The sequence below is a fragment of the Providencia sp. 2023EL-00965 genome, assembly GCF_033550225.1.
GTDB lineage: Bacteria > Pseudomonadota > Gammaproteobacteria > Enterobacterales > Enterobacteriaceae > Providencia > Providencia manganoxydans.
Genome location: NZ_JAWUEH010000003.1, coordinates 297,826 through 315,072, shown reverse-complemented (window position 1 = coordinate 315,072; position 17,247 = coordinate 297,826). Strand labels below are relative to the sequence as shown.

The following is a 17,247-nucleotide window of genomic DNA, read 5'->3' as shown; positions in this document are numbered from 1 at the left end:
ATCCTAAAGACCGAAACCATTAAAAACTAATAAATTCAGGCCAGCAAATACCGGTATTGCAGCGGTTAGACTATCGATTCTATCAAGAATTCCACCGTGACCTGGAATTAAATGACTACTGTCCTTGATCCCTGATTGACGTTTAAACATGCTTTCAGTCAAATCACCGAATACAGATACTACAACAACAATAATTGATGTAACCAGCAAATAATCAGGCATAACAGGGATTGGCGCAAATAAACTAAATAGCCAAGAAATAATTCCTGCTGTGATTAAGCCGCCAACTAACCCTTCCCATGTTTTACCAGGAGAAACTTTTGGTGCCATCTTATGACGTCCCATGGTACGGCCAAAAGCATACGCTCCGGAATCTGCACCCCATACCAACAACATCACATATAGCAACCACCATGCACCAAAGAAAGTATCAGTATGATAGCCAATCGTTCTCAATACCATCATGCCACAATAGAAAGGGATAATGGTCAATACACCAAATAAAGCGCGAACAATCGCTGATTGTCCCCAAGCTTGGGCTGATTGAGGATAAGTGACAACTAATACTATCGCCACGACCCACCAAATGAGTCCTGCCCACAAGCCATATAAAATCAAAGGTTCATTCGCCAACATGGTCATATCAGCAAAAGAGAATTGCATTGCTAATAATGCAACAGCAAAAACGACCGCAAGAACGATGCGTTTAGCTTGGGTTTGCCATCCGGCAAATTGTGCCCATTCCCAAGCCCCTAGTGCACACACTGCGATTACAACATAGCCAAATGCAGCAGGTGAAAGCAAAAAAAGCGCGGCAATAACCAGCGGAATTAATATAATTGCTGTAATTAAACGATATTTCAGCACAATTTACCCCTTTTACTTAACGAGCTCATCATCTGACTCAGCCCCACCATAACGTCGCTCGCGTTGACTAAAAGCATCAATTGCATTCTGAAACACCATTTCATCAAAATCTGGCCACAGTACATTGGTGAAATAGAATTCGGCATAAGCAACCTGCCATAATAAAAAGTTACTAATGCGGTGTTCACCACCCGTTCTAATAACCAAATCAACGTCTTCTTGCTCATGCATACAAACATAATCATTAATTGACTCTTCATTAATATCATCAATAGTCAATTCGCCGTTTTGTACGCGCTCAAAAACCTGTTTCACACTATTAGCAATATCCCAACGACCACCATAGTTTGCTGCGATATTTAACCTTAACCCTGTATTGTTTGCAGTAAGTTCTTCTGCTTTTTGAATACGTTTTTGAAGACGTTCACTAAATCGACCAATATCACCGATAATTTGTAGTTTTACATTATTCTTGTGTAGGTTTTTTACTTCATTATCGAGAGCAAATACAAATAGCTCCATTAAGGAACTGACTTCTTTCTCAGGCCTTCTCCAGTTTTCACTGCTAAAGGCGTATAACGTCAGTGAACTAATGTTATTTTTAACTGCGAAGCGTACCGCATTACGCACAGACTCAACGCCAGCCTTATGCCCAGTTATTCTTAATTTCCCTCTCTGCTTTGCCCAGCGCCCATTGCCATCCATAATAATAGCAACATGCTTTGGTAGCCCTGAGTTGGAGAGATTTTCACCACTAGAGTTCATTAAATATTAATCCTTGTATGCATAGCGTTGAGAATTCAGCATAATCATACCTGTTATTTTTGAGTTTGCTGATAAGACAGATCCTTAATTCCGCGCTAAATACCGATATTATGTTTTTATACTCGTCATACTTCAAGCTGCCGAGGGGTTGACTACGCTCAACTAGCCGAGTCACATAACCTATATATGCTCCCCGCCTATCTTCGCTAGTCGCCTACCCGCAACTCGAACTCTTTTGAGTATATATGCGCGTGACATATTAAAGACTTATCATGCTTATCAGCAACTAAATAAATCACATACTAGACCGAAAATGTCTGTTTGATTAATTGTGCAGCTTCACATCGAGCCTGATTATCGATGTCTAAGACCTCATCAATTGAAACTGGTTCAGATAAATGCAGTTTTTCTAATGTTGCAAGATTAATTTTCGCAATATCTGTAAAACGAACCTTTCCTTCAAGGAAGGCTGCGACAGATATTTCATTAGCAGCATTTAAAATCGTGGTTGCTGCTTGACCTTGATGGCAGGCATCAATGGCAAGTTTCAAACAAGGGTAGCGCTGATAATCAGGCTGAACAAATGTTAATGACGACAATTTTGCAAAATCCAGTGGCTCAACGCCTGAAGAAATACGTTGTGGATAAGCCATGCTATAAGAGATAGGCGTGCACATATCAGGCGTACCGAGCTGTGCAATCACACTACCATCACGGTAGCGAACCATTGAATGGATCACCGATTGAGGATGAACAATAACTTCCATTTGTTGTTGATCGGCATTAAAGAAATAACAAGCCTCAATATATTCAAGACCTTTATTCATCATAGTCGCTGAATCAACAGAAATTTTACGGCCCATCGACCAATTTGGATGATTACAGGCTTCATCAGGCGTTACCTTATCGAGATAAGATAATGGCGTTTCTCTGAATGGACCACCTGAGCCAGTCAAAATAATACTCGAAATACCAGACGCAGATAGGTCGGCAAAACCGAGGTTCAATTGAATAATTTCAGGCAAGCTTTGGAAAATAGCATTATGTTCACTATCAATTGGGAAAACAGAAGCACCATGCTCACGAATCGCATTAAAGAATAGTCGACCACTGGTGATCAGTGACTCTTTATTCGCTAATAAAATTCGTTTTCCTTTGCGAATGGCTGCCAATGTAGGGAGCAAGCCAGCAACACCTGTAATTGCAGACATGACTTGGTCGACATCATCAAGGCCTGCAAGTTGAATAGCCGCTTCACGCCCAGACAAAACTTGCGTTTTACACTGATTATCTGTCAAAATTACACGTAGCTCTTGAGCTGAAACCTCATCTGCCATCGAAGCATATTGTGGTTGGAATTCAAGACATTGCTTTGCCAATTCAGCGACATTTCTGCCAGCAACTAAGGCAACAATTTTAAATTTATCGGGGTTGTTTCTGACGACAGAAAGTGTGCTAGTACCAATTGAACCTGTAGAACCTAGAATAGTAAGACGTTTCATAATGCAGATACTCTGTATTTATTCAATACTGAGATTATATCAGCTTGATCGCTAAGAAAGGATGATTATTAGATCATTTGATATGAGAGAATAAAACCACCAAAGTTGCTCCTTTGATGGCTTTATTGGATGGATTAAAACTCCATCAGCTCAGCTTCTTTTTGAGCTAAAGCATCATCAACTTTTTTGATGAAGTTATCAGTCAATTTTTGAATGTCATCTTGTGAACGACGCTCATCATCTTCACTGATTTCTTTGTCTTTCAACAATGCTTTTACTTTATCGTTAGCATCGCGACGCACGTTACGAACAGCAATACGACCTTGTTCAGCTTCAGCACGAACCACTTTGATCAGGTCTTTACGACGCTCTTCTGTCAATGGTGGAAGTGGAACACGAATCACTGTACCCGCTGATGATGGGTTTAGGCCCAGATCTGAAGCCATGATTGCTTTTTCGATCGCAGGTGACATAGAACGGTCAAATACAGAGATAGCTAATGTACGTGCGTCTTCAACGGTCACGTTCGCTAATTGACGTAAAGGTGTTGCTGAACCGTAGTAATCTACCATAATACCATCAAGCAGGCTTGGAGATGCACGACCAGTACGAACTTTACTGATTTGATTTTTCAGTGCTTCGACACTCTTTTCCATGCGGTCTTGAGCATCTTTTTTGATTTCATTAATCACGTTTTCAACCCTTAAAAACTGGTTATTAAAGGCCGCAATGCAGCCTCGCTTAAACTTTCTGAATTTACGTTAGATAATACAATTAAACTCAGCCGATGTCTCTGAGTATTAATTGTGAGAAATCAGAGTTCCTTCATTTTCGCCCATAACAACACGGCGTAAAGCACCTGGCTTATTCATATTGAAAACACGAATAGGCAAATTATGGTCACGCGCTAGCGTAAATGCAGCCAAGTCCATTACTTTCAATTCGCGCTCAAGGACGTCTTGATAAGTTAATGTTTCATAAAGTACAGCATCTGGATCTTTTGCTGGATCCGCTGAATACACACCATCAACTTTTGTTGCTTTCAATACAACATCTGCTTCGATCTCAATGCCACGTAAACACGCAGCAGAGTCAGTTGTAAAGAATGGATTCCCTGTTCCCGCAGAAAAAATCACAACGCGGCCATGACGTAACAGACTGATAGCCTCAGCCCAACTATAGTTATCACACACGCCGTTAAGTGGAATAGCAGACATTAGTCTTGCATTCACATAAGCACGATGCAATGCATCACGCATGGCTAGCCCGTTCATCACGGTAGCCAGCATCCCCATATGGTCACCAACCACACGGTTCATACCCGCTTGTGCCAAACCAGCACCACGAAACAGGTTACCACCGCCAATAACCACACCGACCTGTATACCCAGCTCTATGAGTTCTTTGATTTCCTGAGCCATACGATCTAAAACGCTAGCATCGATTCCAAAACCTTCTGCGCCTTGTAAGGCTTCGCCACTGAGCTTAAGCAGGATACGCTGATAAACGGGTTTTGCATTGGTTGCCATGGTGTTCTGTCCTACACAGATAATTTATTGGGGTAACACACGCAGAATGCATAAGGCGATTTCTACGTACCTTAATTTTTTTGGGATATACTCCAAATAATTCGAGTTGTAGATGGGCGACAAGTTAAGATAGACGGGGAGCATAGATAAACTCTATGACTCGACTAGCTGAACACAGTCAACACAACTGTAACTTGAAGGATTTCGGGTATATGCTAATTAAAACAGAGCCGCCAATCGGCGGCTCCTTGTAAAGCTGACTACTTACTTACTCATTGCAGCAACTTCTGCTGCGAAGTCAGTTTCAACTTTCTCGATACCTTCACCCACTTCAAAACGGATAAAGTTAGTCACTTTCGCATTTTTCTCTTTCAGCAGATCACCAACAGATTTGCTTGGATCCATAACGAAAGGCTGGCCAGTCAGTGAGATTTCGCCAGTGAATTTGTTCATGCGACCAATAACCATTTTTTCTGCGATTTCGCGTGGTTTACCAGATTGCATAGCGATGTCTAGCTGGATTTGGTGCTCGTGAGCAACAACATCAGCAGGTACATCATCAGGAGTAACATATTCAGGCTTGCTTGCCGCGATGTGCATAGCAATGTGCTTCAGCAGTTCTTCGTCCGCGCCTTCAGCTGCAACTAAAACACCGATACGTGCGCCGTGCAGGTAGCTACCTACTTGTGCGCCTTCAAGGATTGCAACACGACGGATGTTGATGTTTTCGCCGATTTTAGCAACCAGAGCAGTACGAGTGTCTTCAAATTTTGCTTTCAGTGCATCGATATCTGCATTTTTATCAGCAACAACAGAAGCCATCACTTCTTTACCGAATGCCAGGAAGCCAGCATCTTTAGCAACGAAGTCAGTTTCACAGTTCAGTTCGATCAGTGCGCCAGTTTTGCCGTCAGCAAAAACTTCTGCAAGGATAACACCTTCAGCAGCAACACGGCCTGCTTTTTTAGCCGCTTTAGCCTGACCTGATTTACGCATGTTGTCGATGGCTAATTCGATATCACCATTCGCTTCAACGAGCGCTTTTTTACATTCCATCATACCTGCGCCAGTACGTTCGCGCAGTTCTTTTACCAATGCAGCGGTAATTCCAGACATGTGATTTATTCCTCGATATACCTTGCGGGAGGATCCCCCCAAGGATAATTCTGATTCAGATAGATAAAAGGGGCCCAAAGGCCCCCTTCTAACCATATAGCAATACCTGGTTAATAAGGGCTCTACTGAGCAGGCCTTATTATTCAGCTTCTACTAAGCTTTCTTCTGCTTGTACAGCCAGATCTTGAGAACGACCTTCACGAACAGTAGTTGCTACAGCGCCCAGATACAATTTGATTGCACGGATTGCGTCGTCGTTACCAGGGATAACAAAGTCGATACCGTCTGGATCAGAGTTAGTATCAACGACAGCAAATACTGGGATACCCAGGTTGTTTGCTTCTTTGATAGCGATATGTTCGTGTTCTGCATCGATAACGAACAGAGCGTCAGGTAAACCGCCCATATCTTTGATACCGCCTAAGCTGTTTTCTAACTTGCCAAGTTCACGAGTACGCATCAGCGCTTCTTTCTTGGTCAGTTTATCGAAAGTACCGTCTTGAGACTGAACTTCCAGATCTTTCAGGCGTTTGATTGACTGACGAACTGTTTTCCAGTTAGTCAGCATACCGCCTAACCAGCGATGGTTAACGAAATACTGGTCACAGCTGTTAGCAGCTTCTTGAACGGCTTCGCTTGCTGCACGCTTAGTACCAACAAACAGAATCTTGCCTTTACGAGAAGCAATTTTAGTCAACTCAGCCAGAGCTTCGTTGAACATTGGAACAGTTTTTTCCAGGTTGATGATATGTACTTTGTTACGAGCGCCGAAAATGAAAGGTTTCATTTTAGGGTTCCAGTAACGAGTCTGGTGACCAAAGTGTACGCCCGCTTGTAGCATATCGCGCATGGAAACAGTTGCCATTTAATACCTCTGTATTTAAGTAATTGGGGTTATGCCTCCACAGATCCCATAACACCGACTCCAAAGCTGCGTCTAGACGCATAAGAGCACCCCGGTGCATGTGCCGACCTGTGTGTGTTATACACAATTGAGTTTAGTTTAAGCTTACCCATAATTCTAATTATGCGGTGCCATCAACCAAGGTTAAAGTCACATTTGTTCATCGAGAATATGGATTGCCGGCGCGCTTTATACCATAAATCGAATTAATAAGCCAACTTTTGTTGTTTTTTTGCGGGGAGAAAAAACCCATCGATCTTCAATATAAATTGACAGCTAACTCACTTTTTTTAATGCCACATAAATTGGCAATTTGTGCTACCTAAAGCTCAAAATGATAAGCCACACGAGCCGCTCAGCGTATCCTACAACCATTTTTACAACCCAATAAACATCGATGCCTAGTTGGCAGAAAATGCGGTGGCTGGTACCATAATCCTATTAATCTTGAATAGATGGCACTGCTGCCTATTTATTAATCCTTTTCATTTAAATTGTGTCACGCAGCCGTTGCTGACATAAATGGACTGAATTCATGGCTATTATTATCAAAACTGAAGAAGATATTCAGAAAATGCGTGTTGCTGGCAGACTCGCTGCCGAAGTGTTAGAAATGATCGCACCACACGTCAAACCTGGGGTAAGCACTGGTGAGCTAGATCGCCTCTGCCATCAACATATTGTCGATGTTCAACAAGCGATCCCCGCATGCTTAAATTATCACGGTTTTCCTAAATCTGTATGTATCTCCATCAATGATGTTATCTGTCACGGCATTCCTAGTGATGATAAAATTTTGAAAGATGGCGATGTGGTTAACATTGATGTGACTGTCATTAAAGAGGGTTTCCATGGTGATACCTCTAAAATGTTTATTGTCGGTAAACCCACGATCCAAGGTGAACGTCTGTGCCACATTACACAAGAAAGCCTTTATTTAGCATTGCGTATGGTAAAACCGGGTATTCGCCTACGCACACTGGGTAAAGCTATTCAGGAATACGTAGAGAAAAACGATTTCTCTGTTGTTCGTGAATATTGTGGCCACGGTATTGGCGAAGGATTCCATGAGGAGCCTCAAGTTCTCCACTATGATGCAGATGACAGCGGTGTTGTATTGCAAAAGGGCATGGCATTTACCATCGAGCCGATGGTCAACGTTGGCGATTATCGTATCCGTACCATGAATGACGGCTGGACAGTCAAAACCAAAGATAGAAGTTGGTCAGCGCAATATGAACACACGTTAGTCGTTACTGACAATGGTTGTGAAATCATGACACTCCGTAAAGAAGAAGAGCCGTTTATCTCCGCGGTTTTAGTTAACGCTTAACCTTTACACGCTAATCCATTGTGTCATGTCACGTTCAGGTTTCTATATACCAACGTGACATGTCACATTTTTCATTTTTACCGTCCACTCATTCACTCAAAATAATTCAACTTCTGGCTGTTCATCCACAATAATCCCCAGTAAGCTGTTAATTATCCAGTTGAGCTCTCTATGTGGAAAGATAACGATGACACCATCTCCTGTAACCTTCTTATCGCCCTCCTTATTTCAATCTTCAGATATTGAACTATTTTCTCTAAAACAACATGTCGAATCTTTTAACAACTATCTAGAAGAAGCATTCAAGCAAGGTCAGTCGGTCATCGATCTGGTGCATGCACGCAGTGATTATCTTGATGCTCTTTTAACTCGACTATGGCAGGAGTATCAGTTTGATCAACAACCACAAATGTCATTAGTCGCAGTTGGAGGCTATGGCCGACACGAACTGCACCCTTTATCTGATATTGATATTTTAGTGCTCAGCGCCCAGCCCTTGAGCGACGAAATTGCCGCCAAAATAGGCCAATTTATTACCTTACTGTGGGATTTAAAATTTGATATTGGCCACAGTGTTCGCTCGCTAGAGGAGTGTATTGATGCAGGTAACGCCGATTTAACGGTTGCCACTAATCTAATTGAATCAAGACTGATCTGCGGCGACATCACCTTATTTTTGCGCTTACAAAAAACCATATTTAGCGATAACTTTTGGCCTTCAGAGACCTTTTTTGCCGCAAAATTGACTGAACAGCAAGAGCGTCATCAGCGTTACCACAGCACTAGCTATAACTTAGAACCGGACATTAAAAGCAGTCCAGGTGGCTTACGTGATATACACACGCTACTGTGGGTTGGGAGGCGTCATTTCGGCGCGACCACGGTCGATGAAATGGTCGGGTTTGGCTTTTTAACCGAAGAAGAACGACAAGAACTTAAAGAATGTTTGGCTTTTTTGTGGAAAATTCGTTTTGCATTACATTTAGTGGTTAAACGCTATGATAATCGCCTATTGTTTGATCGTCAGTTTAGCGTTGCCCGTTTGTTGGGTTATGAAGGAGAGAAAAATCAGCCTGTTGAACGCATGATGAAAGATTTTTATCGTGTTACTCGACGCGTGCGTGAGCTCAATCAGATGCTATTGCAGTTATTTGATGACGCGATCCTTGCACTCAATCCCGATGAAAAGCCACGACCACTCGATGAACAATTCCAACTACGCGGTTCGTTTATCGATGTCATTGATGACATGCTATTTATCAAACAACCGGCTGCCATTCTAAAAATGTTCTATTTAATGGCCCGCTATCCGAATATTACAGGGATCTACTCAACAACTTTACGCCAACTACGTTTTGCAAGACGTAATTTGTCAGCACCATTATGTGAATTAGCAGAAGCAAGACAGCTATTCCTTAAAATATTACGTCACCCAAGGGCGATTAAAGGTGCCTTTGTGCCAATGCACTTACATAGTGTATTAAGCGCTTATACGCCCTATTGGAGCAATATTGTTGGCCAAATGCAGTTTGATCTTTTTCATGCCTATACTGTGGATGAGCATACTATCCGTGTGTTACAAAAAATCGATAGTTTTACACATGAAGAAAATCGTCGCGATCACCCATTATGTGTCAGTGTTTATCCCAAATTACTGCATCCTGAAACATTAAGGCTTGCTGCATTATTTCACGATATTGCCAAAGGGCGCTCAGGAGATCACTCTGATTTAGGTTCTGAATTTGTCTATGAATTTGCGATGCAACATAATTATCCCATCAAAGAAGCTGAGCTGGCCTCTTGGTTGGTAAAAAGTCATTTACTCATGTCAGTCACCGCACAGCGCAGAGATATCCAAGATCCCGATGTGATCAAACAGTTTGCCCTCGAAGTGAAAACAGTTCCTCGCTTAAATTATTTAATGTGCCTAACTGTTGCTGATATTTGTGCCACCAATAGCACGCTGTGGAATAGTTGGAAGCAGAGTTTGATCCGTGAGCTATTCCTCTCGACAGAGCATCAACTCAATCAAGGCATACAGAGCACACCGGACTTACGTGAGCGCATCCGCCATCACCGCCATCAAGCTTTAGTCCTACTGCGACAATCCCCTATTAATGAAGAAAAGCTCAACAAACTATGGTCTCGCTGCCATGCTGATTATTTCCTGCGACATACGCCATCACAACTCGCTTGGCACGCTTGTAATTTACTCAAGCACGACCTCGAACGACCTTTAGTTTTGATTAGTACACAACCCAAACATGGCGGAACAGAGATTTTTATTTGGTGTCCTGATAAACCTCACTTATTTGCCGCTGTTGCGGGCGAACTTGATAGGCGTAATCTAAGCATTCACAGCGCCCAAATTTTCACCAATAAAGATAATATGGCAATGGATACCTTCGTTGTGCTCGAACCTAATGGCATGCCATTATCAAAAGACCGGTATGAGCAAATCCGTAAAACATTATTGCATGCCGTTCAACAACCTGCGATCCCACTCCCTAAACCACGGACATTACCTTCTAAATTACGTCACTTTACTGTACCGACTAGAGTGAATTTTTTACATTCGACCAACGAACGTCGTAGTTTTATGGAATTATTTGCACTTGATCAGCCAGGCTTGCTTGCTAGAGTGGGTCATGTTTTAGCACAAATGGAAATCTCCTTGTATGGCGCTCGGATCACGACTATTGGTGAAAAAGTCGAAGACTTTTTCGTGCTTGCAGATAAAAATCACCAAGCACTTAATAAAAAAATGCAACAAGAGTTATCAGAAAGGTTGACAGAAACCCTCAATTCGAAGGATAAAACATAACCTTAAAGCAATATTATTACTCGTCCTTAAAGGGGAAAAACAATCAATGCAGCATTTACAAGCAATCATTGAACAAGCATTTGAAGACAGAGCCTCAATAACGCCGTCTACAGTGACACCAGCAATTCATCAAGCAGTCACAGAAACAATTGCATTACTCGATAGCGGTAAACTCCGTGTCGCAGAAAAAATTGATGGGGTTTGGGTTACCCATCAATGGCTGAAAAAAGCCGTATTGCTTTCATTCCGTATTCACGATAATCAGGTAATAGAGGGTGCAGAGAGTCGTTACTTTGATAAAGTGCCAATGAAATTTGCAGATTATGACCAAGCTCGTTTTGAACGCGAAGGTTTCCGCGTTGTGCCACCAGCCGCAGTTCGCCAAGGCGCTTACATCGCTAAAAATAGTGTGCTGATGCCTTCTTATGTCAATATCGGTGCTTATGTTGATGAAGGAACGATGGTTGATACATGGGCTACCGTTGGTTCTTGTGCTCAAATTGGTAAAAACGTTCACTTATCTGGTGGTGTTGGTATTGGTGGTGTACTTGAACCTTTACAAGCAAACCCAACAATTATTGAAGACAATTGCTTTATTGGGGCACGTTCTGAAATCGTTGAAGGTGTAATTGTTGAAGAAGGATCTGTGATTTCAATGGGCGTATACATCGGCCAAAGTACCAAAATTTATGACCGAGAAACTGGCGAAATTCATTATGGTCGCGTACCAGCCGGCTCAGTCGTTGTATCGGGTAACTTACCGTCAAAAGATGGCAGTTATAGCCTGTACTGCGCAGTGATCGTTAAAAAAGTTGACGAAAAAACACGCGGTAAAGTGGGGATTAACGAATTACTCAGAAGTATTGATTAAGCCCCTCTCCTAAGTGGCTAAAAATCGAGCCAACCTCTTTCCCTATCCAAAAAATGATTAACCCCCTTTTATTTCAAGGGGGGGTTTGTCAAATCAAATATTTCACGCATAATATTGTTTTAAACAATGACTCTGTATTTCTACCATTCTCGATTTTCTATAATTCGGTGAACTTTATGTACGATAATCTAAAAAGTTTAGGTATTAGTAATCCGCAAGATATTGATCGTTATACACTACGCCAAGAAGCCAATAACGATATTTTAAAAATCTATTTTCGCAAAGATAAAGGTGAATTTTTCGCCAAAAGTGTGAAATTTAAATATCCACGTCAGCGCAAAACGGTTGCCGCAGCAGATGGCAGCAACAATTTCAAAGAAATTAATGAAATTAACTCAAACCTGCGCTATGCAATTGAAGAGCTAGACCAAATTTGTCAAACCGTCAGCACAGACATTGATTTGAAACATAAGATTCTGGATGATTTACGCCATCTTGAGCACGTTGTTTCAAATAAAATCGCTGAAATTGAAGCTGATCTTGAAAAACTAACTCGCAAATAATAATGCTATTGTCTTAACAGCACCGTAAAATATATTCGCGGTGCTGATATTTACAGTAGTTCAGCCCAAGATTGTAACCACGATTTTGCATACTCTTCAGGCATATCTTCTTCAAGCGCATCGATAAACAGAACATCGCCAATTCTTGTTGCCGATTGTTCAGTAAGTAACTCATCAAAACGTTTCCCTGCACCACAGAAGTTCTCATAACTACTGTCACCAAGCGCAATTAAGCCATAGCGTAATTCAGGTTGATATCCAACCACATCTTGGATTTCATAAAATAATGGAGCAATTGTGTCAGGCAAATCCCCTTGCCCCGTTGATGAGGTGATGATTAACGCGATACCTTCACCACCATTGTATTGTTGCCAGTCATTAAGAATGGGTTCATCAAAGATGGTTATCTCATGACCCAATTGCTCTAATATTTCCTTAGCAGATTCAGCCACTGCTAAAGAATTACCGTAAACTGTTCCTACAAAAATACCAATCTTTGACATGAACACCTCCATTAAATTTACTGCTTATATTCTAAATAATTCGGAGTGCAGCTAGGCAGCTAGCTGAGCGTAGTCAACAACGCTGCAACTTGAAGTATGACGAGTATATCAATCCAATTTGATCATACCTAAGCTATCAGCCACCTGTTGCCAACCAAACTGGTTAATCAACGATAGCCATGATCCATCCCATTTAGCCACTAATGATAGCCGCTCCCCCGAAATAGGGTGACTTAATATTAACTGAGTTGCATGCAACATGAGCCGTGAAACTGCGAAATTTTGGCTAATACCACGATTTTGCCGCAGATCGCCATGCTTACTATCCCCAATAATAGGATGACGAATGTGCGACATATGACGTCTTAATTGATGTTTTCTACCCGTTTCCGGCTTTAATTCTAATAAGCTAAAACGCGATGTAGGATATCGACCAATAGCAATGGGACATTCGACTTGAGCCAGTGGCAAACAATGAGTCACGCACTCTTGCAGTGCTGGCTCACGAGTTGCATGTTTGTCGGCTATTTTATCCAACTGCTCCAGCAGTGGATAATCAATGGTTTGAGCTTCTTCAACATAGCCTCTAACCACTGCATGATAAATTTTTTCAATTTGATGAGATTCAAATTGAGCTGCTAATAACCGTGCAACTTCACTTGAAAGCGCAAATAACAGAACCCCAGAAGTTGGCCTATCGAGACGATGAATTGGATAAACAAACTGACCAATTTGGTCACGTAATGTTTGCATCACAAATACGGTTTCTCTGCTATCGAGCCAGCTCCGATGAACTAACATGCCAGCAGGTTTATTCACTGCAACCATGAATTCATCATGGTAAATAATTTCTAACATCAATAAATTACCTGCATGATCCAGTGCTAAAAAAGCTATCTAACTCACGCAAATGCTCAAGTAATAAGCTATATTGCGCTTCTTCATCATGCTTATACGCTTCTTCAAAATAAGGAGTAATAGCAAAGGCGCCAGGTAAAACAGCATTTTGCTCAATAAGTGCATATAAACGCGGGATCAGCACCCATTGCAACCATTCGGTGGCTTCCATAGTATCAATCGAAAAAGGCTCCGTGCTTTCAAAAGCTTCAGGGCTAGGAGGATATTCATTCCATAGCGATTTCGCTCTCATCTCTTCTTCAATATGACGAAGCTTTTCGATGATCCGCAGTTCAATATTCATAATTCACTCACTCGATAAAATTGGCTCAATTATACGACATATTCCTTATTAACTCTGTCGTATATATGGGGTTTGCAACAATCAAAAACAATTAAGCTCTCACAAGTATTACTCGTGCTTTCACGTAGCACATTTTACCGCAAGTTATTTTTGTAAAGTTATTTAAGGTTTATTTAACTTTTGTTGTAGTTCAGAGGCGCATTATTGTTCGCTTTTAGATCATCCAAATAAAAGATAACTCAACAATCAAGCATGGTTATATATGGGATTATTAAAACAGTGGCGCAATCAGAATAAAATTTGGCAATCCATAAATAAGGGTTATGATAATTTAAAACGACAAGCACGTATTGCCAAACTTCCTAAAAAACCTTATCAGCAATTCCAAATCATGTGTGAAAATTACACTAGTGCTCGCATGTCTAAGCAATTTAGCCATACTCCTGATTTTGCTGAGCGCCCACTAAATAAATATTTGCACCGCAAATGGAATGGAAAGCAAAAGCTACTAACAGCAAGTTATACATTAGAGCTGATAGAAAAAACCTTTACTGCTGACGCTATTCAAGCAATGTTTTCTACAGAACGTAAAGGTTTAAATGTAGCCAATATCGAGCTGAAATCAGGCGATTTTGCTCAATTAAAACTTGTGTATTCTGCATTCCCAAGAGAGGGAGACTTGACCTTACATTTGTTCAACGAATTTGGTGATGATATCTACTTGATGAGCTTTTCATTCGGTACAGAAGGCCAGCTCTATGTATGCTCGCTGCAAGGGCCATCAACAGAACAAAGTACAGAGCAAGTTAAATCTATTACTAAGCAAATGCATAATATGCGTCCTAAAAACCTTTTAATGTCAGCGATATATGCCGTTGCTGCATTTTTCCATTGCACCGCTATTTTAGGTATTTCAAATAATAGCCATATCAAACGTCAACATTTGAAATCGAGTTATGATAATTTTTGGCAAGAATGCAATGCAACAGCAAACAGTGATGGCTGGTATTACTTGCCATTAACTGAGCCAGTTCGTGATATTGAATCGGTTAAAAGCCAACACCGTTCCGCATTTCGTAAACGTGAAGCGTTAAGAGAAGCGATGTATCAAAGTGTTTTAAGCTCACTATCGCAGTATTCTGTGGATCCAAACAAGCAGAGCAAGACGCTTAATTAATAAAAAAAAGCCAGCCAACAAGCGGGGTTGACTGGCTTATCTCATGTTTTAAATGGTGTTACTGCATCCTGCAATGACGACATCCTGCCGTTGACATCCTGTCTCTGTAAACAGTTTAGTGAGCTACATGCATCACTTAGCCATCCTTGACCCTGTATTACTGATAGAATCGCTGAGCAAGTGCACCCTCACCCAGCCGTTTAAGAATGTATTAAAAACATTAATGAAACAACCTAGTAAAACAAATTAAAAAAAACTATAAAACTTGATTTACGTAGGTTGATAGTAACTACATGAAATTAAAAATTTAAATAATTCTCATTTAGATAAATTAAGAAATTTAGAGCTTATCTCTTCATTAATTTGTAAGTCATTTCCTACAAGTAAAATCCTTAATAACTTACTCGACATGCGCTAAGATAGGTGACAGTTTGCCAATAAATTGGGCTAAATCAGGGGCTAATACTTTTCGTTCCTTACTACCAAATTTTTCTAAAATAATTTCCCCAGTTAAGTTACACAAAGAAATCATTTCTAAATCGGATTCTAATGTAGCTATAAATAATGTTGGTGATAGTTTCAAACGTTTCTGAGTGACTAAATGACCAATTAAATTTTCTTGTAACCGTATAAAATCATCTTCATTCCACACCTGAACCAGGCTCAACGTTTGATCTTGAAATTTTGCTTTCATATCTCCCGCAAGCTGTGTGGTATAAAAATCATGGATCGCGGGCTGTAGCTCAATATCTAATGCAATCGCCACTTTATCTAAGTTTTTATTCTGCTCAGGAAATGCCTGCGGTTCCCAATACACCCAGTTTTCACCTGTGCGCACAATACAAGGGGAAGGTATACCATAAAGTTCGGTTGAGGCAGGAGGTAACCCCGTATGCTCCAGCCACATCGCGACATATTGTTGAGTAAAATGAGTTAGTGCTTCAGAGACAGTCATATTCATGTTTATTTAATTATTCAGAATGTTATTAATAGAGATGGCGGCAATGTCGTTAATAAGTGATATTATGGCAGAAATTAACTAATGAATGAACACACCTCATTGTTAACGGCATTTATGCTCTAAATAATTCGAGATGCAGCTAAGCAAAGGTGAATGAGTCGCTAAAGACATTGTAAGCACAGTGGCTAGCGTGACCATTCCCCGACAAAAGAGCCACACCTTGAAACATGAAGAGCATAGCTCAACCGATGACGTTTTAAGGATCAACATGTCACACTATCAGAATAACCCTGCTTTGGATAACCTTACATTAGGCAAAAAAACGGCATATTATGACCAATATGATCCAAGCCTATTGCAAGCCGTTCCTCGTAGCCTAAATAGGGATCCACTCGATATTCACGCTGACAATCTTCCTTTTCATGGTGCCGATATTTGGACTTTATATGAGCTTTCATGGCTAAACAGCAAAGGGGTTCCCCAAGTCGCTATTGGCTTAGTCAGTGTCGATGCCCAAAGCGAAAACCTAATCGAATCGAAAAGTTTTAAGCTTTACCTTAATAGTTTCAATCAAACACGTTATGAAACTTGGGAAAATGTGCGAAGCGTTTTGCAAAATGATCTCTGCGGCTGTGCTAATGGAAAAGTTAGCGTTACACTCCATAAACTTGATGAGTTTTCACAACAGCCCATTAATCAGTTCCAAGGTATCTGTATTGATGATTTGGATATTGAAATAAATGATTATGAATTCAATCGTGAGTTCCTAGCGGGTAGTAGCGAAAGTGACATAGTTGAAGAAACACTAGTCAGCCATTTATTGAAATCGAATTGCCTGATCACTAATCAACCTGATTGGGGTTCAGTACAAATTCATTATCGTGGCCCTAAAATTAACCGTGAAGCATTACTACGCTATTTGGTTTCTTTTCGTCATCATAATGAATTTCATGAACAGTGCGTAGAACGCATTTTTAATGACATAAAACAACTGTGCAACCCTGAAAAACTCAGTGTTTATGCACGTTATACTCGCCGAGGTGGTCTTGATATCAACCCATGGCGCAGCAATACACTATTTACGCCTGAAATAGGACGTTTAGCACGGCAATAAGCAAATTAAGTTAATTG

At 40.9% G+C, this 17,247-nt stretch carries 17 protein-coding genes; 6 read left to right on the top strand and 11 right to left on the bottom strand.

All coding sequences use genetic code 11. The features are described 5' to 3' along the window. Positions 1-3: 3 nt before the first annotated feature. From cdsA to rpsB, 7 genes are all read right to left on the bottom strand, one after another. Positions 4-867: a phosphatidate cytidylyltransferase gene (gene cdsA / locus SC428_RS06575; RefSeq protein WP_070927352.1), complete on the bottom strand. Its 864-nt coding sequence runs from the start codon at positions 865-867 to the stop codon at positions 4-6. A gap of 12 nt (positions 868-879) precedes the next feature. Then, positions 880-1,632: a polyprenyl diphosphate synthase gene (gene uppS / locus SC428_RS06570; RefSeq protein WP_070927350.1), complete on the bottom strand. Its 753-nt coding sequence runs from the start codon at positions 1,630-1,632 to the stop codon at positions 880-882. Positions 1,633-1,934: 302 nt separating this feature from the next. Next, the gene (gene ispC, locus SC428_RS06565) at positions 1,935-3,134 is read right to left on the bottom strand and encodes a 1-deoxy-D-xylulose-5-phosphate reductoisomerase (RefSeq protein ID WP_318706451.1); all 1,200 of its coding nucleotides are present in this window, start codon (positions 3,132-3,134) and stop codon (positions 1,935-1,937) included. Positions 3,135-3,268: 134 nt separating this feature from the next. Continuing rightward, positions 3,269-3,826 (bottom strand): ribosome recycling factor, encoded by a 558-nt coding sequence (frr, locus tag SC428_RS06560; RefSeq protein WP_070927346.1) that lies wholly within the window; start codon positions 3,824-3,826, stop codon positions 3,269-3,271. A gap of 108 nt (positions 3,827-3,934) precedes the next feature. Beyond that, positions 3,935-4,663, bottom strand: coding sequence for a UMP kinase (gene pyrH / locus SC428_RS06555; protein WP_070927344.1), 729 nt, complete (start codon positions 4,661-4,663; stop codon positions 3,935-3,937). A gap of 264 nt (positions 4,664-4,927) precedes the next feature. Next, complete coding sequence (gene tsf / locus SC428_RS06550; RefSeq protein WP_070927343.1) at positions 4,928-5,779, bottom strand: translation elongation factor Ts; 852 nt, start codon at positions 5,777-5,779, stop codon at positions 4,928-4,930. Between the two features lie 139 nt (positions 5,780-5,918). Continuing rightward, positions 5,919-6,644, bottom strand: a complete 726-nt coding sequence (rpsB, locus tag SC428_RS06545) for a 30S ribosomal protein S2 (protein WP_070927341.1) — start codon at positions 6,642-6,644, stop codon at positions 5,919-5,921. Between the two features lie 574 nt (positions 6,645-7,218). Between rpsB and map the strand changes: the two genes are divergently transcribed. From map to SC428_RS06525, 4 genes are all read left to right on the top strand, one after another. Further along, positions 7,219-8,016, top strand: coding sequence for a type I methionyl aminopeptidase (gene map, locus SC428_RS06540; protein WP_070927339.1), 798 nt, complete (start codon positions 7,219-7,221; stop codon positions 8,014-8,016). Between the two features lie 187 nt (positions 8,017-8,203). After that, positions 8,204-10,840: a bifunctional uridylyltransferase/uridylyl-removing protein GlnD gene (glnD, locus tag SC428_RS06535; RefSeq protein ID WP_318706447.1), complete on the top strand. Its 2,637-nt coding sequence runs from the start codon at positions 8,204-8,206 to the stop codon at positions 10,838-10,840. 46 nt (positions 10,841-10,886) lie between these two features. Further along, the gene (gene dapD / locus SC428_RS06530) at positions 10,887-11,711 is read left to right on the top strand and encodes a 2,3,4,5-tetrahydropyridine-2,6-dicarboxylate N-succinyltransferase (protein WP_140180474.1); all 825 of its coding nucleotides are present in this window, start codon (positions 10,887-10,889) and stop codon (positions 11,709-11,711) included. A gap of 176 nt (positions 11,712-11,887) precedes the next feature. After that, the gene (locus SC428_RS06525) at positions 11,888-12,274 is read left to right on the top strand and encodes a DUF3461 family protein (RefSeq protein WP_070927333.1); all 387 of its coding nucleotides are present in this window, start codon (positions 11,888-11,890) and stop codon (positions 12,272-12,274) included. Positions 12,275-12,324: 50 nt separating this feature from the next. Here SC428_RS06525 and SC428_RS06520 read toward each other — a convergent pair whose 3' ends face one another. The 3 genes from SC428_RS06520 to SC428_RS06510 all read right to left on the bottom strand — a co-directional run bounded on the left by SC428_RS06520 (position 12,325) and on the right by SC428_RS06510 (position 13,978). Further along, positions 12,325-12,777 carry a flavodoxin gene (locus tag SC428_RS06520; RefSeq protein WP_070927331.1) on the bottom strand — a complete coding sequence of 151 codons (453 nt, stop codon included), beginning with the start codon at positions 12,775-12,777 and terminating at the stop codon, positions 12,325-12,327. 108 nt (positions 12,778-12,885) lie between these two features. Further along, positions 12,886-13,635, bottom strand: a complete 750-nt coding sequence (truC, locus tag SC428_RS06515) for a tRNA pseudouridine(65) synthase TruC (RefSeq protein WP_318706444.1) — start codon at positions 13,633-13,635, stop codon at positions 12,886-12,888. A 7-nt stretch (positions 13,636-13,642) separates the two neighbouring features. Beyond that, positions 13,643-13,978, bottom strand: a complete 336-nt coding sequence (locus tag SC428_RS06510) for a YqcC family protein (RefSeq protein ID WP_140185886.1) — start codon at positions 13,976-13,978, stop codon at positions 13,643-13,645. A 262-nt stretch (positions 13,979-14,240) separates the two neighbouring features. Here SC428_RS06510 and SC428_RS06505 point away from each other — a divergent pair, with 262 nt between their 5' ends. Then, entirely contained in the window at positions 14,241-15,155 is a 915-nt protein-coding gene (locus SC428_RS06505; RefSeq protein WP_070927327.1) for a VirK/YbjX family protein, read from the top strand. Positions 15,156-15,555: 400 nt separating this feature from the next. On the opposite strand, the gene syd is transcribed toward SC428_RS06505, so the two are convergent. Next, a complete protein-coding gene (gene syd, locus SC428_RS06500) occupies positions 15,556-16,116 on the bottom strand; it encodes a SecY-interacting protein (protein ID WP_318706440.1) in 561 nt (186 codons plus the stop codon). 268 nt (positions 16,117-16,384) lie between these two features. Here syd and queF point away from each other — a divergent pair, with 268 nt between their 5' ends. Continuing rightward, the gene (gene queF / locus SC428_RS06495; protein WP_140180464.1) at positions 16,385-17,230 is read left to right on the top strand and encodes an NADPH-dependent 7-cyano-7-deazaguanine reductase QueF; all 846 of its coding nucleotides are present in this window, start codon (positions 16,385-16,387) and stop codon (positions 17,228-17,230) included. The last annotated feature ends 17 nt before the right edge of the window (positions 17,231-17,247 follow it).